Source organism: Collinsella aerofaciens (genome assembly GCF_020181355.1).
Taxonomy (GTDB): domain Bacteria; phylum Actinomycetota; class Coriobacteriia; order Coriobacteriales; family Coriobacteriaceae; genus Collinsella.
In genome coordinates, this window is the sequence record NZ_CP084004.1 from 207,355 (window position 1) to 226,939 (window position 19,585).

The following is a 19,585-nucleotide window of genomic DNA, read 5'->3' on the forward strand; positions in this document are numbered from 1 at the left end:
AACTACTCCTTATCAGTGGTCGTGGCGGCGACAGCCTCGGGTGCCTCGGCGGTCTCGACATCCTGGGCCTCGACGTCGGCGTCAACGCCGGCGAGCGCAGCCAGGTCATCGAGGGCAGAGGTCTCCTCGGCGGTCACAGGGGCGGAGGCGTCCTCGTCGGCATCGTGCATGGGCTCGATGTCCAGCGCGAGGGAACGGATCTCCTTGACGAGAACCTTGAAGGACTCGGGGATACCCGGGACAGGAACGTTCTCGCCCTTGACGATGGACTCGTAGGTCTTGACGCGGCCCACGGTATCGTCGGACTTGACGGTCAGGATCTCCTGCAGGACGTTGGAAGCACCGTATGCGTACAGTGCCCAAACTTCCATCTCGCCGAAGCGCTGGCCGCCGAACTGAGCCTTGCCGCCCAGCGGCTGCTGGGTAACCAGGCTGTAAGGGCCGGTCGAACGGGCATGGATCTTGTCGTCGACCATGTGGCCGAGCTTGAGGATGTAGGACGTACCCACGGTAATGGGCTCGCGGAACTCCTCGCCGGTGCGGCCGTCGAACAAGCGGGTCTTGCCGCGCTCGTCAAGCTGGGTGACAAACTCGGGGCGCATGTGATCGCCAAAGGCAGCGGTGGCCTTGTTGAGCATGTTCTTGTTGGCGCGACGGATGACCTCGGCGATCTCGTCCTCCTTGGCGCCGTCGAAGACGGGCGTCGAGACGAAGAACGGACCAGGGACATACTTGTCGGAGTCGGCATCCTCGGTATCCCAACCGCAGGCAGCAGCCCAGCCAAGGTGGCACTCGAGCAGCTGGCCGACGTTCATACGCGAAGGAACGCCCAGCGGGTTGAGGATAACGTCGATCGGGGTACCGTCAGCCATGTAGGGCATGTCCTCGACCGGCAGAACGTTACAGATAACGCCCTTGTTGCCGTGGCGACCGGCGATCTTATCGCCCTGCTGGATCTTACGACGCTGGGCGACGTAGACGCGCACCTGCTCGTTAACACCGGGGGCCAGGTCGTCGCCGTTCTCGCGGCTAAAGCGGACGACGTCGATGACGCGGCCATAAGCGCCGTGAGGCATCTTAAGGGAGGTGTCGCGAACATCGTGAGCCTTGGCACCGAAGATGGCGCGCAGCAGGCGCTCCTCGGCGGTCAGAGCGCTCTCGCCCTTAGGCGTGACCTTGCCGACCAGGATGTCGCCAGGGCCGACCTCGGCGCCGATGCGGATGATGCCGTCCTCGTCGAGGTTGGCAAGCATGTCCTCGGAGAGGTTCGGGATCTCGCGAGTAATCTCCTCGGGACCGAGCTTGGTGTCGCGGGCGTCGATCTCGTGACGGGTGATATTGATGGTCGTCAGCAGGTCCTCGGCCACCAGGCGCTCGGACACGACGATACCGTCCTCGTAGTTGAAGCCTTCCCACGGCATGTAGGCCACGGTGAGGTTCTGGCCCAGTGCGAGCTCGCCATGATCGGTCGAAGGACCGTCGGCCAGAGGCTCGCCCTGCTCAACGGTGTCACCGACGCGCACGAGCGGACGGTGGTTGATGCAGGTGGACTGGTTGGAGCGCTGGTACTTGGCCAGGTGATACTCGTCCATGCCGCCGGCATGCTTGACGATGATCTTGGAGGCGTCGGCAAAGATGACCTCGCCGGCGTTCTTGGCCAGGGTGACCTCGCCGGAGTCCAGAGCGGCGCGACGCTCCATGCCGGTACCGACATAGGGAGCGGCGGGGTGAACCAGCGGCACGGCCTGACGCTGCATGTTAGCGCCCATGAGCGTACGCTTGGCGTCGTCGTGCTCCAGGAACGGAATCAGCGTGGCTGCGACGGAGAGCATCTGACGCGGCGAGACGTCCATGTAGTCGACGTCCTCGACGGGCACGTCGGCGGGGGCGCCGAAGGAGCCGTCGAAGTCGCGGGTACGGGCGATCACGGTGTGCGGACGGACGATCTTGCCCTCGGCATCGGTCGTGATGAACTCGTTGGTCTTGGGATCGAGCGGCGTGTTGGCCGGCGCGATGACGTGCTTCTCTTCCTCGTCAGCGGTCATCCAGTCGATCTGGTCGGTGGCAACGCCGTTCTCGACGCGGCGGAACGGGGCCTCGATGAAGCCATACTCGTTGACGCGGGCGTAGAGGGCGAGCGAGCCGATCAGGCCGATGTTGGGGCCTTCGGGGGTCTCGATCGGGCACATGCGGCTGTAGTGCGAATTGTGAACGTCGCGGACGGCCGTCGGCACGTTGGTGCGGCGGCTGGAGCCGGACTTGTGGCCGGCAAGACCACCAGGGCCGAGTGCGGACAGACGGCGCTTGTGGGTCAGACCGGTCAGGGGGTTCGCCTGGTCCATGAACTGCGAGAGCTGCGAGGAACCGAAGAACTCCTTGATGGAGGCCACGATCGGGCGGATGTTGATGAGCGACTGCGGGGTGATCTCGTCGATGTCCTGGGAGCTCATGCGCTCACGGACGACGCGCTCCATACGGCTCATGCCGATACGGAACTGGTTGGCGACGAGCTCGCCGACGGTACGGATGCGGCGGTTGCCGAAGTGGTCGATGTCGTCGACCTTGAAGCCCTGCTCGCCGGCAGCGAGGGACAGGAGGTAGCGCAGCGTCGCGACGATATCCTCGTCGGTGAGCACCGTGACCTCTTCCTCGGTGGTGAGATTGAGCTTCTTGTTGACCTTGTAGCGACCGACGCGGGCCAGATCGTAGCGCTGCGGGTTAAAGAGCAGGCCCTCGAGCAGGCTGCGGGAAGCATCCACAGTGGGAGGCTCGCCCGGACGCAGGCGACGGTAGATCTCGATGAGGGCGTCCTCGCGGGTGAGGGCGGTGTCGCGCTCCAGGGTGCGCTTGATCACATCGGAATTGCCGAGCAGCTCGATGATGTCGTCGTTGGTGACGGCGATGCCAAGGGCGCGCAGGAACATCGTGGCGCTCTGCTTGCGCTTACGGTCGATGGAGACCATGAGCTGGTCGCGCTTGTCGACCTCAAACTCAAGCCAGGCACCGCGGGACGGAATGATCTGGGCCTTGTAGATCTGCTTGCCCGAATCCATCTCGGAGCTGTAGTACACGCCCGGGGAGCGGACGAGCTGCGAGACGACGATACGCTCGGTACCGTTGATGATAAAGGTGCCCTGATCGGTCATCATGGGGAAGTCGCCCATGAAGACGAGCTGCTCCTTGATCTCGCCGGTCTCCTTGTTGGTGAGACGGACGTCGGTCAGAAGCGGAGCCTGATAGGTCATATCCTTCTCGCGGCACTCCTCGACGGTGTGCGCGGGGTCGCCGAACTGATGCTCGCCGAAGGTAACCTCGAGAACATGGTTCTGGCTCTGGATGGGGCTGGATTCCTTGAACGCCTCACGAAGGCCCTCGTCCTTAAAACGCTCAAAGGATTCCCTTTGAACAGAGATAAGGTTGGGGAGCTCCATGGCCTCCGGGATTTTCCCGAAGCTGACGCGCTTGCGCTCAGTGGCAGTGTATGCGTAGGTCACCAGGTTTTTCCTCCTTCACGGAAATGCTCGGTGGGTTGGCGAGGCATAGCTTCGCCAGTTATCGCAACCTAATAGTTTATCAGGTAGCGACCGTTGGGCAAGAAAAGCCTTGACGCGATTGAGTTTTTGGAGTAGCAAAGTTTTTCGACAGAAAACACGCAGGTAGATGTATGTGTATCGAACATATGTTCATATGTTTTCTGTGAACAGAGAGCCGGAAATCGCAGCTCTTATAAAAAACGGGCGCGAACCGAGGTCCGCGCCCGTAAATGTCGATGTCCGAAGGCTTACTTGCGCATCAATCCGCCGCGCTCGTCGATGGCGTCCCAGAAGGCGCCGGCAAAGCGGGGATCGCTTGCAGCCATGAGGGCGTTGGTGGCCATCCAGCCAGAGGGAGTGCCGGTGTCGTAGCCCGACAGCGGGTCGATGACGACGGCATACATGGCCTCGCGGTCGAGCGAACGGGCCATGGCGTCGGTGAGCTGGATCTCGCCGCCCTTGCCGGCCTGCTGATCTGCCAGCAGGTCCATGACCAGCGGGCTCAGCAGATAGCGGCCGACGATGTACAGGTTGGACGGAGCAGCCTCGGGAGCGGGCTTCTCGACCAGACCGCCGATACGCCAGACAGCGCCCGGCTCTGCATCGGCAACGTCCTCGGCGCCCTCGAGCGAACCGACGCGCTCGCCGGCGATAACGCCGTAGCGGCTGACTTCCTCGGGCGAGCAAGCAGCGACGGCGATAACCGAAGCGCCACCGTGCTCCTTGGAAACGGCGAGCATCTTGTCGCAGATGTCGCGGTTAGGCACAACGTAGTCGCCCAGAAGAACCAGGAAGTTCTCCCCTGCCACGGCGTCGGCAGCAGAGCGGATAGCATGGCCGAGGCCCTTGGGCTCGTACTGATAACGGAAGTCGACCGGCATACCGCCAGCGTGGGCGACGGCATCGGCATAGGCGTTCTTGCCGCGCTCGCGCAGCAGGTTCTCGAGCGAGCGATCGGGCTGGAAGTAGTTCAGCAGCTCGGGCTTGCCGGGAGAAGTAACGATGATGGCATCGTCGACCTCCTCGGGGTCGAGCGCCTCCTCAACGACATACTGAATGACGGGCTTGTCGAGCACCGGCAGCATCTCTTTGGGCGTGCACTTAGTGCCAGGCAGAAAACGCGTGCCAAGACCGGCGGCGGGGATGATTGCCTTCATGTTATTCAAAGATCCTTTCGCAGGCGCAAAAGCGCCCCATGCGTGCGGCACACAGCCGCAGACCAAATTGCGATACCTAAGCATCTTACCGCTGGAACTATATGTCGCTACAAGGCAGAGACAATTCTTCAGCAGGTCAACGCAAATTATTGCTCGAATGGTGCAATTTTATTGCCCAACGGCAGGGTGCCCGATACGACGCAAATCACAGAACATGGCAGTTTGAGCTACCGATGTCGAGGGACCGAAAAACAAAAAAGACGGGGCTCGCAATGCGAACCCCGTCTGCAAAGAAATCTGGCGAGAAAGCCTGATTACTTGAGGGTGACAGCAGCGCCAGCAGCCTCGAGCTTCTCCTTGGCAGCCTCGGCGTCCTCCTTCTTGGCACCCTCGAGAACAGCCTTGGGAGCGCCCTCGACGACCTCCTTGGCCTCCTTCAGGCCAAGGTTGGTGAGCTCACGGACGGCCTTGATGACCTGGATCTTGTTGTCGCCGAAGCCCTCGAGCACGACGTCAAACTCGGTCTTCTCCTCGGCCTCAGCAGCGCCAGCAGCGGGAGCGGCGACAACAGCGGCAGGAGCAGCGGCGGAAACGCCGAAGGTGTCCTCGATAGCCTTGACGAGCTCGGAAGCCTCGAGAAGGGTCATTTCCTTAAGAGCATCGATGATCTCATCGGTGGTAAGCTTAGCCATTTCTAAGTCCTTTCGGTTTCCGTGTCTGTGCACGGAGATCAGTTAAAACACAGCGCGAATGCGCCAGGGGTGCGGCGTTGCCGCCGCGGGTGAAAACAGCAACTAGGCTGCCTTCTGCTCGGAGACCTGCTGGATCGAACGAGCGAGACCAGAGGAAACGCCGTTGACGCAGACAGCGATGTCGCGAGCGAAACCGGAGATGAGACCGGCGATCTGGCCGAGAAGCTGATCCTTGGTGGGCAGCTCGGCGATAGCCTTAACATCATCAGCGGAAACGGCCTTGCCGTCGGAGATACCGCCCTTGATCTCAAGGACGCCCTTGGACTTAGCGGAGAAGTCCTTAAGGGCCTTAGCGGCCTCGACCGGCTCGGACTCGTAGAACACATAAGCGACGGGGCCGGCGAGGATCTCGTCGAGCTCGGGCTGCTCCTGGTTCTTGAGAGCGATCTTGACCAGGTTGTTCTTGTAGACCTTCATCTCGGCGCCGCACTCGCGAAGCTGATGACGCAGCTCCTGAGCCTGCTTAACCGTCAGACCGTTGTAGTTGACGACGAACAGACCGGCGTTCTCGGCGATACGGGACTCGATCTCTGCAACCTTGTCGATTTTGTACTGCTGGGGCATGAATTACACCTCCTCGAATTCTTTCCGGGCACGGTCCGCCACAAGGACGTGACGGGGGCATGTCCAAAAAGAAAGCCCCCGCGCTGCATGAGCGACGGGGGCGAGAAGACATATCTACTCGACCACCTCGGCTGGCGGGATATCCCATTAAGCTCGCGGGCGATGCCCGTTTGCACCGGCTGTCTCTGGCAGCGGATTCGTGCGTGAACCGAAAGTATTATGGCGGGGACCCCGGCGTCGGTCAACGGGCGCGAGGATTCGTACACAAACCCTGCATACGCTCCGACCGGGAGGGGCAGGGCGAGTTTTCCGCTCGGTCAAGTCCTGGGCTCGCACGAAGGCCACATTAAGTGGCCTTCGGCTCGTGCGGAATCTACGGAAAACTCGCCCTGCCCCTCCCGGCCGGAGCTACGTTGCCTTTGCTGCGAATCCTCGTGTCCGTTGGCCGGCGCGCCCCACTCATAATGCTTGGGTCGGTGGGCTGATGGTTTTGGATCCCGGTGGGCTATAGGGTTGACACGAAGTTGGACAGGCGGCGGAGGCCTTCGTCTAGGTCTTTGTCGGAGACGCAGTAGCTTAGGCGGATGTGGCCTTCGGTTCCGAAACAGTCGCCCGGGACTAGGGCTACGTTTGCCTCTTTGATGGCTTTGATGCAGAAGTCTTCGCTGGTTAGGCCGAACTTTTTGATGCTCGGGAAAGTGTAGAAGGCTCCTGCGGGCTCTACTACGTCGAGGCCCATGGCGTCTAAGGCCGCGAGTACGCGTTCGCGACGGGCTCGGTAGACTTCGAGCATGGGGGTTGGGTCGACGGTCAGGGCTCGGGCTGCGGCGTCCATCTCGAAGGAGACGGCGCTCGATACTAAGTATTGGTGAGCCTTGGCGATCTCGGCGATGACGGGTGCCGCTGCCGCGAGCCAGCCCAGGCGCCAGCCGGTCATGGACCAGGGCTTGGAGAAGCTCTCGATGATGACCGTCTGTTCACGCAGCTCCGGGTGACGCTGGGCAAAGCGCTCGTAGCCGTCCACGTAGACCAGGCGGTTGTATACGTCGTCGCAGACCACGTAGATGCCCGCCTGCTCTGCCACGCGCGCCACGGCGTCGAGCGAAGCCGCGTTGAGGATGCAACCCGTAGGATTGTTGGGCGTGCAGATGACGATGGCCTTGGTCGCCGGCGTCACGCAAGCACGAAGTGCGTCCTCGTCAATCTGGAATTGCGCAGGCTCCGTATCCAAAAAGACCGCCTTGGCGTGGTTGGCCACGACGATGCTCTCGTACAGGCCAAAGGCAGGCGTGGGGATGATGACCTCGTCGCCGGGGTTGAGCATAGCCATGAATGTTGCCGACAGTGCCTCGGTCGCACCGTCGGTCAGGATGACCTCATCGGCGGAAAACGTAAGGCCCGCGTCCCCCATGTAGGCAGATAACGCCTCACGCAGGGCGGGGCGCCCGTTGTTGGGCGGATAGTGCGTGTCACCGCGGTCCAGTGCGGCGGTCACCTCGGCGCTAATCACATCGGGCGTGGGAAAATCGGGCTCGCCAAGCGCAAGCGCGATGCACCCCGGGTGCTGGGCGGCGAGCGCGTTGATTCGGCGGATACCGGAGGGCTTGAGCGTGGCAAGCGAGGTATTCATGGGCAGTCGCATGGCGTTCCTTTCGTAAGGGTTGCACTAGGATAGCGCGGCGGGGCGCCGCCGGACGGTGTAACCTAAACGGAAACCAACCGGAAAGGAGGCAGCATGGAGCCGACCGCGCGCAGCGATGTACCAAAAACGCTGCAAACCATTGCGTATATCAGCATTCCCAATAGTGCCGATCTTGAGTTTTTGCTCTGGGACCTGCAGGATGCCATCGCCGCCTATGCACAGCTTTCCGGCACCGCACTCCCCCGCCCGGTCGACTTGAAGGCAAATGACGCCGGCAGCGTTGCCGATGGCATCGTGCTGGCCATTGAAGATGTGGCTGACGATGAGACGTTGACAGCCATCGAGCAGGCGCTTGAGCGCTTTGGCGGTACGGGAACGCGCGTCTATGCCGCGATTCGAGCCGCACAAGAGAGCACTGAGCAGGCGCGTGGGACCGCCGTTCGCCTGCACAAGGCATGTGAGCGCCATGACCAATTGTGGTGTGGCGGCGTTGCCATCTGCGCCGGCAGCGGCATCGCAGCGCTTCGTCGCTCCCCGCGCATGGGCCTCTTGCGCCGACCGTTTTCGGAAGCGATGGACAAGCTCGTGGGCGCTGTGCGCATGGGCTGCTCCGTCAAGCATGCACAGCGACTTGGCGGCGGCAATGCCGCCAACGTCGACGCCGACGGCATGGTTTGCGCCGAGCCAGCCGTGCCCGCGCCGATCTGGCGAGGCGTTCTGAAACGTCTGGGCGCCCACGCTCAAACAAAAATCTAAATTAAATAACAGCCCAGTCAACGGCTTCGTGCCAACGCTCGACAAGACGCTCCAGGCGCCAGGCGGCATTGGCGGGACTTGTCGAGGGCAGGACGATGGCAGGCAGCCCCGTCCGATCTTGCAAGTAGCGTTTGTAGAGTCGCCCTGCCGTGCCGCCGTTACAGGCAACGACCTCAATCGGCGCGGCATCGGTAATGCGCTCGATATGTGCCGGCACAACGTTGCGGATGCTCGCGTCGCTCGAGCCCTTAATGTCGCAGCTCTCGACCACATCCCACAGGGCCACGCCGCCGTTCAGCAGCATGGCCCGCTTGGCGGCAATGGAGGCATCGAGCGTCGCGGGCTCACCGCTTGCCAAAGGATCGCCCTCGTTGGGCGGCACAGGCATACCGAGGCACGTGGCCATCACGCGCCAAAAGCGATTCTGAGGGTTGCCGTAATAAAAGGCATTGGCGCGCGAAAGCACCGAGGGAAACGACCCGAGCACCAAAACGCGCGAGTGCTCGTCAAACACGGGCTCAAACCCATGCTCAATATGTTGATAGCCCTCGTCAGACACGGCCATGGGCTAGGCTCTCAACAGATAGCGCACCTCGTAGGGTGCAAGCTCAAGGGTACCCGTCAGCTCGACCGTGGGCGCATCGTCGGCAAGCAGGTCGACGAAGGAGCCGTTGAGTTCGCCGGCACCAAAGGTGTAAGGCTCACCCACGGCATTCACCGCCACGAGCACCGCCGCGTCGTCGCAGGCGCGCTCGAACAGCAGCTGCTTGTTCTGGATCACCACGTTGCGATAGGCACCGTAGTTGAGAGCACGGGCAGCCGCGTCGTCGGCCGAGCGAAGGTGCGCAAGCTGCGTGATGAACGCCGTCAGCTCGTTGGGCGCAGGCTCATTGAGCGCAGGTCGCAGCGCCCAGTCGCCATCGGGGCCGCCCTTTTCGCCAGCAATTCCCCACTCGCTGCCATAGTAGACGCACGGGATGCCCGGCATGCCAAAGAGCATGCCATAGGCGGGACGCAGGCAGGATTTGTCGGTGAGGATACTTGCCAGGCGCGGCACATCGTGGTTGTCGACAAACGAAAGCAGATGTTTGCCGCGGTAGATGCACCAAGGGTCGCCGCCAAACTGACGGTGCAGCGAATGGGCGATCTCGAACATGTTGACCGAGTTAAAGCTGGAATACAGGCCCTTGTAGCACTCGTAATTAGTGCACGAGTCGAGCATCTCGTCGTTGACGATCTGATTGTAGTCGCCGTGGAGCGTCTCGCCGATGAGCACAAAGCCGGGCTTGAGCTCACGGGTAAAGGAGTGTAGGCGGCGCATAAAGTCGCGGTCGAGCATGTAGGCGACGTCCAGGCGCAGGCCGTCGACGCCAAAGACGTCGGCCCAACGGCGCACAGACTCGAGCAGGTAATCGACCACAGCGGGATTTTGCAGGTTGAGCTTCACAAGCTCAAAATGACCCTCCCAGCCCTCGTACCAAAAGCCGTCGCCATAGCAGGAGTCGCCGTCAAAACTGATGTGAAACCAATCCTTGTACGGCGAATCCCACTTGCGCTCCTGCACATCGCGGAAGGCCCAAAAGCCGCGACCGACGTGGTTGAAGACGGCATCGAGCACCACGCGGATGCCATGGGCGTGCAGCGTGTCGCATACGGCGGCAAAGTCGGCATCCCCGCCCAGGCGACGGTCTATATGGCGCAGGCTGCGCGTGTCGTAGCCGTGACTATCGGACTCGAGCGGCGGGTTGATGAGCACAGCGCCAACGCCGAGTTTTTGCAGGCAGTCGGCCCATTGGGCAATCTTCATGATAGGAGCATCGGGGTTGGGTTCGACATCGGCGGCCTGGGCGAGCTCATCCTCGGCAACGGGGGCGGCGTTTTCGCGCGGAGCTCCGCAAAAGCCCAGCGGATAGATCTGATAGAACGTCGTCTCGTATGCCCACATAGCAACCTCCCGGTAAGCTCAACACAACGACATCCATTGTATGCCCAGCTTGTATCCCCTCCCCCAAAATAAGTTGCGGTGGAATAGTTCCTGCTTGGGTCTTCAAAGGCCTTAAACAGGAACTATTCCACCGCAACTGATGAGGGGACGTGGCTAGGCGACGGGCTTGGCGCGGCGGATGGCTGGGAACATCACCGTGATGGCGAGGATAACGCCCACGACGGCAATCGCCCCGCCCACAAAGCCGATCCAGGCGATACCGGGACCCGAAACCACGGCTCCGCCGATCGCGGTACCCGTGCCGATACCGAGGTTGAACAGGCCCGAGAAGATCGACATGGCGACGGCCGACGAATCTGCCGGCGTGTGCTTGATGAGCTCGGCCTGAAACGCCACGTTAAAGGCCGTGGCGCAGCAACCCCACAGTGCGCACACAGCGAGAACCGCAGCGAGTGACGATGCGGCCGGACCCATGAGCAGCAGAGCCACCGGCACGCCGGAGAGCGTGATAGCCAAGAACGGGAAGCGATGCCCATCGAACAGGCGGCCAAACAGCCAGCTTCCGAGCAAACCAGAGCAGCCAAACGCCGTCAACGTCATGGTAATGGCGCCCGCATCGACGTGCGCGACCTGCGCCAGGAAGGGCTCGATATAGCTGTAGCTTGCGTAATAGCCGGTCGCCATGAAGACCGTGACTGCGTAGAGCGCGATGAGGAACGGGTTCTTGAGCAGCTCGGGCAGCTGCTTGAGCGTAAAACGCTCGCCCGCTGGCATGGCAGGGAACACCGTGGCCTGGTAGACGACCGCGACAGCAGACAGCGCTCCGACCACGGCAAACGTCATGCGCCAGCCCACGGCCAAGCCAATGGCGCGACCGAGCGGCAGGCCAAAGATCTGTGCGATGGAAGAGCCCGTGGCGATCATGCTGATAGCGAGCGCCCCGTGGCGTGTGTCAACCAGGCGCGACGCCATGATCGAGGCGACCGACCAGAACACGGCGTGCGCGCAGGCAACCACCAGGCGCGCGCAGACTAAGATGGGATAGGTCGGTGCCAAGGCGGACAGGAACTGGCCCAGCGAGAACACGGCGAGCACGCCCAGCAGCATCCGCTTGAACTCGAAACGCGAAGCGAACACCATGAGCGGCAACGACAGCAGCATGACGCCCCAGGCATAGACCGAGATCATGATGCCCGCCTGGGCCTCGGTGAGCGAGAACGACGCGGCGATATCAGTCAAAAGGCCGATGGGCATAAACTCCGACGTGTTGAACACGAACGCACAGCAGGTGAGCCCGACGAGCGGGAGCCACTGCCTGAGCGTGATGCCGTCTTGCCTTGCCTGACTCATATATAACGTCTCCAATCATTTTGAGCGGAGGCGATTATATAGCAACGGCCCCGCATCCGTCAGCAACAGATGCGGGGCCGAAAACAATTCGATACACAGAGGTTGCGCCGTCAATTCATAACTAAGCCAACCCCAGCAACATGCCCGCCGAATGCACGACAAACGCCACGACCCAGGCGACCGTCACCTGAAACGCGAATACGGCCACGGCATAGCGTGCGCCCAACTCGCTCTTGACGGCGCCGATGGACGCCACGCAAGGCGGGTACAGCAGCGTAAAGACCAAGAACACGTAGGCGGTAAACGGCGAAAACATGGCTGACAGTGCCGCGGGCGACGTTGCGCCCAAAAGCACCGTGAGCGTCGAGATGACGCTCTCCTTGGCAATGAGCCCCGTGACGAGCGCCGTCGAGGCGCGCCAGTCGCCAAAGCCGAGCGGGGCCAACACCGGCGCGATGATGCTACCCAGACCGGCAAGCAGGCTTTGCGACTGGTCGGCGACCACGTTAAAGCGGATGTCGAACGTCTGAAGGAACCAGATGACCACGGTCGCGGCAAAGATAATGGTAAAGGCCTTAGTGATGAAGTCCTTGGCCTTATCCCATGCCAGCATCACTGTCGTCTTGACGCTCGGCAGGCGGTAATTGGGGAGCTCCATGATAAACGGCACCGGGTCGCCCTTAAATGCCGTGCGGTTGAGCACCAAAGCCGCGACGCAGCCGACCACGATACCGATCAGATAGAGCGAGACCATGGCGGGAACCGTCGCCTGCGGGAAAAACGCCCCGCACAGCAAGCCGTAAACCGGCAGCTTGGCTGAGCAGCTCATAAACGGCGTGAGCATGACCGTCATCTTGCGGTCGTGCTCGGATGGGAGCGTACGGGTCGACATGATAGCCGGCACGGTGCAGCCAAAACCGACGAGCATGGGCACGAAACTGCGGCCCGACAGGCCAAAGCGACGCAACACCTTATCCATGACAAAGGCCACGCGCGCCATGTATCCGGAGTCTTCCAGAATGGAGAGGAACAAAAAGAGCACGACGATAATCGGCAGGAAGGTCAGCACACTGCCCACGCCCGTAAGCACGCCGTCGACAGCCAGCGAGCGCACCACGTCGTTGGTACCGAACGCCTTGAGGCCCGCATCGGCCGAGGCGATGATGGCAGCGATACCGTCCTCCATGAGTCCCTGCAACGCCGCGCCGATCACGCCAAACGTCAGCCAAAAGACGAGGCCCATGATCACCAGAAACGCCGGAATGGCTGTGTAACGACCTGTCAGGATGCGGTCAATCTTGACGGAGCGCACGTGCTCGCGGCTCTCGTGCGGCTTGACGACGCAACGCCCGCACACGTCGCCGATAAAGCTAAAACGCATATCGGCCAGTGCAGATAGGCGGTCGGTGCCGGCCTCGCCCTCCATCTGGGTGATGATGTGCTCGATAGCGTCGAGCTCATTGCGATCCAGGTGAAGCGCCTCGGTTACCAGCTCATCGCCCTCGACCAGCTTGGTCGCCGCAAAGCGCACCGGGATGTGCGCCGTCACGGCATGGTCCTCGATCAGGTTAGCAATACCGTGGATGCAGCGATGCAGCGCACCGCCGTCCGGACCGTCGGGCGCGCAAAAGTCCAGGCGACCAGGGCGCTCGCGGAACCGCGCCACGTGCAGGGCGTGGTCCACCAGCTCGCCGATGCCCTCGTTGCGGGCAGCGCTAATGGGGACAACGGGCACGCCCAACAGGCTCTCGAGCAAGTTGACGTCTACGGCGCCGCCGTTGGCGGTCACCTCGTCCATCATGTTGAGCGCGATGACCATAGGACGATCAAGCTCCATGAGCTGCAGTGTCAGGTACAGGTTGCGCTCGATGTTGGTGGCGTCAATGATGTCGATGATGGCGTCGGGGTTTTCGTCAAGGATGAATTGACGGCTCACGATCTCTTCGCCCGTGTACGGCGACAGCGAATAGATGCCAGGCAGGTCGGTAACGCTTGCCTCGGGGTGGTTGCGGATGGTGCCATCTTTGCGGTCGACCGTCACGCCGGGAAAGTTACCGACGTGCTGGTTGGAGCCCGTCAGCTGGTTGAATAACGTGGTCTTGCCGCAGTTTTGGTTGCCGGCGAGGGCAAAGTGCAGCGGCGCGCCCTCGGGCACGGCCGTCTTTGCCGCACGGGGCGAATACGTCCCCTCGCCCAGGGCCGGATGCTCCGTCGTGCCGATTGCGGCGTTAGCGCGCGGACCCGTATCGGTGTCGTGAATACCCACGAGCTCGATGCGAGCGGCATCGTCCTTGCGCAGTGTCAACTCGTAGCCACGCAGGCGGATCTCGAGCGGATCGCCCATGGGGGCGTACTTCATCATGGTGACTTCGGTGCCCGGCGTTAGACCCATGTCCAAAATATGCTGTCGGAGTGCCTGATCGTCCGATGCCACCGATGCGACAACGGCGTCCTTTCCAATCTCGAGTGTATCGAGCTTCACGTCCGTGTTCCTCCCCCGGCGCCCACAGGGCGTTGCATTTTGTTTATCTTGGCTAACCGTTTGCCATGGCTAACCATTTAACCACGCATGATAGCGCGAACATACGACGATGTTCAATCAACAGATTGTTGCAAGGACCGTCCCCAAGTGCCGCATCTGGGCCATAGCAACGCCGATGTCTTGGAACCGACAGACACTATGACCCAATCCGAGGGCACTAAAAAGATAGGAGCCCCCGCTCGTGACCGCGGGTCGGGGCTGCGACAATGATGTTGAAGTGCCATAGGCGCAGCCGCGCCGCAACGAGGTTGGGAGGCTCCCATGCCAAAGTATTCTACCGCGTTCGGGATGGACGTCCACCTGAGGTCGACCACCGTCTGCGCCCTCGACGCGGACACCGGCGAGGCCGTGACGAGGAGGTTCCCCGGCAACCCCTGGGGCGAGATCGCCGGGTGGATGGATGGGTTCCCCGGGCCGTCGCTCGCGGCCTACGAGAGCGGCTACCTCGGCTTCGCCCCGCAAAGGGAGCTCGCCGGGCTCGGCATCGAGTGCGTCGTCGCCGCGGTCTCGAAGATCCCCAGGTCGGCCGCCGACTCGGCCTCCAAGAACGACAGGAACGACGCCGCCAGGATGGCCAAGGCGATACTCGCCCACGACATCTCCCCCGTATGGGTCCCCTCCCCCGAGGTCGAAGGCATCAGGGACCTCGCCGGCGCCTACGACGGGGCGACCGCGCGCCTGGCGACCGCCAAGCAGCGGCTGCTCGCCTTCCTCGCAAAGCGGGGGTTCGTCTACGGCGGCACCACGCCCGCCGGCAACCCGAGGAAGTACTGGGCCTACGACTTCCTGAGGTGGCTCGACAAGGTCAGGCCGGAGGACGATGGCGGGGTTCGGGCGCTCGCCGCCCTGAGGAACGAGGTCGAGGCCGCGGCGGAGGCCCGGGCGGACCTGCTCTCCGAGTACAGGGCCGCCGTGGATGCCGGCCCGATCGCCGCGGAGGTGGCCGCCCTCCAGTCGATCAAGGGCTGCGCCTTCGCGCTGGCCGCAGCCTTCTCGGCCGAGGTCGGCGACTTCACGAGGTTCCGTTCCGGAAGGCAGGTCACGGCCTATTTCGGCCTCGCGCCGAGTCAGAGGTCGAGTGGCGACTCCGTGCGGCTCGGAGGCATCAGCGGTGCGGGCAACGCGCTCGTGAGGAAGCTGGCCGTTGAGGGCTCATGGTGCTACGCCGCGGCACGGCACCAGCCGAAGCTCATGCCGAGGGACACGGGCGTGCCCCTCGAGATAAGGATGCACGGGAGGAAGGGGTCCGAGCGGCTCCTGCGGCGGCGCGAGGAGATGCTCGCCCGCGGCATGCCCCAGGCGAAGGCCAACGCGGCCACCGCGGCCGAGCTCGTGAGGTGGCTCTGGGCCCTCGGCATGATGTGCCGGGAGGGCGCGGAATAGACATGGCCCCCGTCCCGGCGAGCCGGGCGGCCTTCGGGGATACCCCCTATTTCGCTGTGCGCGCGGAGCCCTCCGCATGCGCCTCGACAGACTTGGGGAACCCCGCCGAAGGAATGGAGTGCGGGCCGACAGAACGGTATCCGCGGATATGAGACTGAGCCGAAGGCGTCGATTACATGCCGGGGGCGGACCGGGACGGGTTAACGGCAGGCCCCGCCGACCGATTGCAAGCGGTCGGCGGGGCCATTGTGGCTCTTGACAGCGGATTGGGTCATATGAGCGAAAGCCCGCCAGGGCGAGCAAGGTGCCTTGAAGCGAGGTGGCATTGACCTTCTGGTCATGCCGCCGAAGCTGAAAGGCAGATTGCCGCTCTGGCGGGCTTGCAGCGTCAAATGGTTACGGCGTTTGGTAAAACGCCGTAACTAAAACCCGTGGCGCTCCAGAAAGCGGAAGGCCAGGCGGATCCAGGGACGGACTGCCACCTGCTTGTCCTCGTTGTCGACCGCGGTGTTGGCGTTGCCGAGCGAAAGGCCGTGACCACCCTGGTCGAAGACGTGCATCTCGCATGCAACGCCCTCCTCGGCCATGCGCTGCGCAAACGGGTAGACCTGCGCGATCGGCGCCGTCTTGTCGTCGGACACGCCCCACACAAAGGTCGGTGGCATCTGACGCGAAACATGCGTGGTGGGGCAGATGTCGGCCAGATGCTCGTCAGTTGCCTCGCCGCCCGTCACCATCGACAGGTAGTCGTTGAGCAAATCGCGTCCCGTCTTGCCGCCCGTCTTGGGCACGCGCAAGTCAATGCGCGGATCGCGCGTCTGCATGTCGCGCACATAGGCAAAGTCGAGCAATGGATAGCCCAGCACCACGGCATCGGGACGAATGTCGTCCGGACGCGCCCCGGCAAGTGCCGCAAAGGGGCCGGTCTTCCACTGTGTTGCCAGCGAGGCGCAAATCATGCCGCCAGCAGAAAAGCCCACGACGCACACGCGCTTAGGATCGACATGCCACTCGTCGGCGTTGGCGCGCACCGTGGCGACCATCTTGGCAAGATCTGCCTGGGGATGCGGAAAGCTCACGTCACCCGTAGAACTCGTGACATAGTTGAGCACAAAGGCCTGGTAACCGTGATCCAAAAACGCAAACGCCACAGGATCCTGCTCATGCGGAGCGATATGCGTAAACGCACCTCCGCCACAGATAATCACCGCGGGGCGGCGGCCATTCGGTTTATCGGGCAACGGCTCGGCACCCAAATACGTAAACGTCGCCGGATAATCCTCGGTCGGCTCCTCGCCCCACAGCGCATGGTTCTCGACAATCATATGTGCTCCCTTCGCGCAAATTATGCGCCCTTGTTTTTCGCCTTCAAGCGTACCCCACTTGAACCCGTGGCGCAGAAACACTCCGGCAATAAGTTTCCCTTCAACTGATATATCACATAATCCCAGTTCAGAGGTATCGTTGAGCAGCGTAGAATAGGGGCGTTGACCAAGCCGCGAAACACATGTGAAACGTTTCCGGCAAACCAAACGCGCGATATGCGCCTATTTAAGTTGGAGGCAACTATGGGTCTGCTCGATTCGCTTAAGTCCACCTTCACCTCGACCGGCGAGGCGTCCGTTCCGCCCGCAGCAAGCTTCGCTACCCGCGAAGGCGTCATCTATGCCCCCGTCAACGGCGTGCTCGTCAACCTGAACGAGGTTCCCGACGAGACGATCGCCTCGGGCATGCTTGGCCAGGGCTATGGCATCGAGCCCATTACCGGCACCATCTATGCGCCCGCCAACGGCCGCATCGGTGCCACCACTGTCACCAACCACTCCATCGGCATGATCACCGAGGACGGTCTGCGCGTGTTCATCCATGTTGGCCTGGGCACCGTGGAAATGAACGGCAAGGGTTTTGCCCGCTTTGTCGAGATGGGCGATGTGGTCAAGGCAGGCCAGCCGCTCATCAGCTTCGACCGCGAGGCCATTAAGGCCGCTGGTCACGAGGACATCGTGACCGTCATCGTCTCCGAGCTCGATCGTCTTAAGAGCATCGACCATGTCGGCGAGTCTGGAACGCTTATCGGCGGCAACCCGCTCGTCAAGCTTGGCGACCCGCTGCTGGTTGCCAAGACCAAGTAGCCAGGCCCCACGCCACACAGCCAAAAGGCACCTCGTCAAGCGCCCACGACCATTTGGCCGCGGGCGCTTTTCGTTTGAAAAACCATCCCGCCAATGCCTTATCTGTATAGCCCAAATGAGCCGAGCTGCTAGAATATCGAACTGTATGGATAACTATCATTCAACCGTTATGGGAGGATACGTGAACCGCACCAAAATCGCGCAGCTCTATGCCGATGCCGAGCCGCTCGGCGGCCAGACCGTCACCGTCGCCGGCTGGGTCAAGTCCGTCCGCGACATGAAGAACTTTGGCTTCGTTACGCTCAACGACGGCAGCTGCTTCCGCGACCTGCAGGTCGTCATGAACCGCGAGGCACTCGACAACTACGACGAGATCGCCCATCAAAACGTCTCGGCCGCACTCATTTGCACCGGCACCGTCAAGCTGACCCCCGATGCGCCCCAGCCTTTCGAGCTTTCTGCCACCTCCATCGAGGTCGAGGGCGTCAGCGCCCCGGATTACCCGCTGCAGAAGAAGCGCGCAACCGTCGAGTTCCTGCGCACCCAGCAGCACCTGCGCCCGCGCACCAACCTGTTCCGCGCCGTGTTCCGCATCCGCTCTGTCGCGGCTGCCGCCATCCACCGCTTCTTCCAGGAGCAGGGCTTTGTCTACGTCAACACCCCCATCATCACCACGAGTGACTGCGAGGGCGCCGGCGAGATGTTCCGCGTGACCACGCTCGACCCCAAAAATCCGCCCCTCACCGAGTCCGGCGAGGTCGACTGGAGCCAGGACTTCTTCGGCAAGCATGCAAGCCTCACCGTGTCCGGCCAGCTCAATGCCGAGAACTTTGCCATGGCCTTTGGCGACGTGTACACCTTTGGCCCCACCTTCCGTGCCGAGAACTCCAACACCACGCGCCACGCCGCCGAGTTTTGGATGATCGAGCCCGAGATGGCCTTTGCCGACCTTAACGACTACATGGATAACGCCGAGGCCATGCTCAAGTACGTCCTTAAGGACGTCATGGCCACCTGCCCCGACGAGCTCAATATGCTCAACAAGTTTGTGGACAAGGGTCTGCTCGAGCGCCTGGACCATGTCGCCAACTCCGACTTCGCCCGCGTTACCTACACCGAGGCCGTCGAAATCCTGGAGCAGGCAGTCGCTGCTGGCCACCAGTTTGATTACCCCGTCAGCTGGGGCATCGACCTGCAGACCGAGCACGAGCGCTTCCTGACCGAGGAGCACTTTAAGCGCCCGACCTTCGTGACCGACTACCCGGCCGAGATCAAGGCGTTCTACATGCGCATGAACGAGGACGGCAAGACCGTCGCCGCCGCCGACTGCCTGGTTCCCGGTATCGGCGAGATTATCGGCGGCTCCCAGCGCGAGGAGCGCCTGGATCTGCTCGAGGCCCGCATCAAGGACCTGGGCATGAATCCCGAGCAGTACAAGTACTACCTTGACCTGCGCCGCTACGGTTCCTGCAAGCACGCCGGCTACGGTCTGGGCTTCGAGCGCTTGGTCATGTATCTGACCGGCGTGGGCAACATCCGCGACGTCCTGCCGCACCCGCGCACCGTGGGCAACGCCGACTTCTAATCGTCGGACGCTAGCTCGCGTCGCCACACGCCAACGCTCATCGCATAAGCGTCTCTCGACATCGGTCGAGAGACGCTTTTTTCAACAGCATCCGTCAAGCTTTTGGCAAGTTTTTGGTCAGTTGAGCAGGGCTGTTGAAAACTCGGCCCGCCGTTTGCCGACGACTACCGACCGCCCAGAGCGCCCTGCGCCCCTGGGAAAGCCCCACGTCCTAGGCTCCATACCGTCGCCACCCAAAACGGAA

The 19,585-nt window shown here is 62.2% G+C and carries 14 protein-coding genes; 4 read left to right on the top strand and 10 right to left on the bottom strand.

All coding sequences use genetic code 11. The annotated features are described in order from the left end of the window. Positions 1-2 precede the first annotated feature (2 nt). From rpoB to LCQ44_RS00945, 5 genes are all read right to left on the bottom strand, one after another. A complete protein-coding gene (rpoB, locus tag LCQ44_RS00925) occupies positions 3-3,494 on the bottom strand; it encodes a DNA-directed RNA polymerase subunit beta (protein ID WP_225093836.1) in 3,492 nt (1,163 codons plus the stop codon). Between the two features lie 287 nt (positions 3,495-3,781). Next, the gene (locus LCQ44_RS00930) at positions 3,782-4,690 is read right to left on the bottom strand and encodes a UTP--glucose-1-phosphate uridylyltransferase (protein WP_195239356.1); all 909 of its coding nucleotides are present in this window, start codon (positions 4,688-4,690) and stop codon (positions 3,782-3,784) included. A gap of 314 nt (positions 4,691-5,004) precedes the next feature. Then, positions 5,005-5,382, bottom strand: coding sequence for a 50S ribosomal protein L7/L12 (gene rplL / locus LCQ44_RS00935; RefSeq protein WP_006235005.1), 378 nt, complete (start codon positions 5,380-5,382; stop codon positions 5,005-5,007). Between the two features lie 102 nt (positions 5,383-5,484). After that, positions 5,485-6,006: a 50S ribosomal protein L10 gene (gene rplJ / locus LCQ44_RS00940; RefSeq protein ID WP_006235004.1), complete on the bottom strand. Its 522-nt coding sequence runs from the start codon at positions 6,004-6,006 to the stop codon at positions 5,485-5,487. A gap of 505 nt (positions 6,007-6,511) precedes the next feature. After that, positions 6,512-7,648 (bottom strand): pyridoxal phosphate-dependent aminotransferase, encoded by a 1,137-nt coding sequence (locus LCQ44_RS00945; protein WP_225093837.1) that lies wholly within the window; start codon positions 7,646-7,648, stop codon positions 6,512-6,514. A 93-nt stretch (positions 7,649-7,741) separates the two neighbouring features. On the opposite strand from LCQ44_RS00945, the gene LCQ44_RS00950 reads away from it, so the two are divergent. Then, the gene (locus LCQ44_RS00950) at positions 7,742-8,404 is read left to right on the top strand and encodes a hypothetical protein (RefSeq protein WP_161144890.1); all 663 of its coding nucleotides are present in this window, start codon (positions 7,742-7,744) and stop codon (positions 8,402-8,404) included. A gap of 1 nt (position 8,405) precedes the next feature. Here the strand turns inward: LCQ44_RS00950 and LCQ44_RS00955 are convergent, their stop codons facing one another. From LCQ44_RS00955 to feoB, 4 genes are all read right to left on the bottom strand, one after another. Next, on the bottom strand, positions 8,406-8,969 hold the full coding sequence (locus LCQ44_RS00955) for a uracil-DNA glycosylase family protein (protein WP_161144889.1): 564 nt from the start codon (positions 8,967-8,969) through the stop codon (positions 8,406-8,408). Between the two features lie 3 nt (positions 8,970-8,972). Continuing rightward, the gene (locus LCQ44_RS00960; RefSeq protein WP_225093838.1) at positions 8,973-10,349 is read right to left on the bottom strand and encodes an alpha-amylase family glycosyl hydrolase; all 1,377 of its coding nucleotides are present in this window, start codon (positions 10,347-10,349) and stop codon (positions 8,973-8,975) included. Positions 10,350-10,502: 153 nt separating this feature from the next. Further along, the gene (locus LCQ44_RS00965; protein WP_195232353.1) at positions 10,503-11,699 is read right to left on the bottom strand and encodes an MFS transporter; all 1,197 of its coding nucleotides are present in this window, start codon (positions 11,697-11,699) and stop codon (positions 10,503-10,505) included. Positions 11,700-11,820: 121 nt separating this feature from the next. Continuing rightward, positions 11,821-14,181, bottom strand: coding sequence for a ferrous iron transport protein B (gene feoB / locus LCQ44_RS00970; protein ID WP_225093839.1), 2,361 nt, complete (start codon positions 14,179-14,181; stop codon positions 11,821-11,823). A 321-nt stretch (positions 14,182-14,502) separates the two neighbouring features. On the opposite strand from feoB, the gene LCQ44_RS00975 reads away from it, so the two are divergent. Beyond that, on the top strand, positions 14,503-15,624 hold the full coding sequence (locus LCQ44_RS00975) for an IS110 family RNA-guided transposase (RefSeq protein WP_225093840.1): 1,122 nt from the start codon (positions 14,503-14,505) through the stop codon (positions 15,622-15,624). A 422-nt stretch (positions 15,625-16,046) separates the two neighbouring features. Here the strand turns inward: LCQ44_RS00975 and LCQ44_RS00980 are convergent, their stop codons facing one another. Continuing rightward, positions 16,047-16,949 carry an alpha/beta hydrolase gene (locus LCQ44_RS00980; RefSeq protein ID WP_035137525.1) on the bottom strand — a complete coding sequence of 301 codons (903 nt, stop codon included), beginning with the start codon at positions 16,947-16,949 and terminating at the stop codon, positions 16,047-16,049. 243 nt (positions 16,950-17,192) lie between these two features. On the opposite strand from LCQ44_RS00980, the gene LCQ44_RS00985 reads away from it, so the two are divergent. Both LCQ44_RS00985 and asnS read left to right on the top strand, forming a co-directional pair. Beyond that, on the top strand, positions 17,193-17,756 hold the full coding sequence (locus tag LCQ44_RS00985; RefSeq protein ID WP_040359007.1) for a PTS sugar transporter subunit IIA: 564 nt from the start codon (positions 17,193-17,195) through the stop codon (positions 17,754-17,756). 181 nt (positions 17,757-17,937) lie between these two features. Further along, positions 17,938-19,341, top strand: a complete 1,404-nt coding sequence (asnS, locus tag LCQ44_RS00990; protein ID WP_225093841.1) for an asparagine--tRNA ligase — start codon at positions 17,938-17,940, stop codon at positions 19,339-19,341. Positions 19,342-19,585: the final 244 nt, after the last annotated feature.

Coding starts and splice junctions, on each gene's coding strand:
- LCQ44_RS00930 (WP_195239356.1), bottom strand. CDS start 4,690: ATGAAGGCAATCATCCCCGCCGCCGGTCTTGGCACGCGTTTTCTGCCT.
- rplL (WP_006235005.1), bottom strand. CDS start 5,382: ATGGCTAAGCTTACCACCGATGAGATCATCGATGCTCTTAAGGAAATG.
- rplJ (WP_006235004.1), bottom strand. CDS start 6,006: ATGCCCCAGCAGTACAAAATCGACAAGGTTGCAGAGATCGAGTCCCGT.
- LCQ44_RS00945 (WP_225093837.1), bottom strand. CDS start 7,648: ATGCGACTGCCCATGAATACCTCGCTTGCCACGCTCAAGCCCTCCGGT.
- LCQ44_RS00950 (WP_161144890.1), top strand. CDS start 7,742: ATGGAGCCGACCGCGCGCAGCGATGTACCAAAAACGCTGCAAACCATT.
- LCQ44_RS00955 (WP_161144889.1), bottom strand. CDS start 8,969: ATGGCCGTGTCTGACGAGGGCTATCAACATATTGAGCATGGGTTTGAG.
- LCQ44_RS00960 (WP_225093838.1), bottom strand. CDS start 10,349: ATGTGGGCATACGAGACGACGTTCTATCAGATCTATCCGCTGGGCTTT.
- LCQ44_RS00965 (WP_195232353.1), bottom strand. CDS start 11,699: ATGAGTCAGGCAAGGCAAGACGGCATCACGCTCAGGCAGTGGCTCCCG.
- LCQ44_RS00975 (WP_225093840.1), top strand. CDS start 14,503: ATGCCAAAGTATTCTACCGCGTTCGGGATGGACGTCCACCTGAGGTCG.
- LCQ44_RS00980 (WP_035137525.1), bottom strand. CDS start 16,949: ATGATTGTCGAGAACCATGCGCTGTGGGGCGAGGAGCCGACCGAGGAT.
- LCQ44_RS00985 (WP_040359007.1), top strand. CDS start 17,193: ATGGGTCTGCTCGATTCGCTTAAGTCCACCTTCACCTCGACCGGCGAG.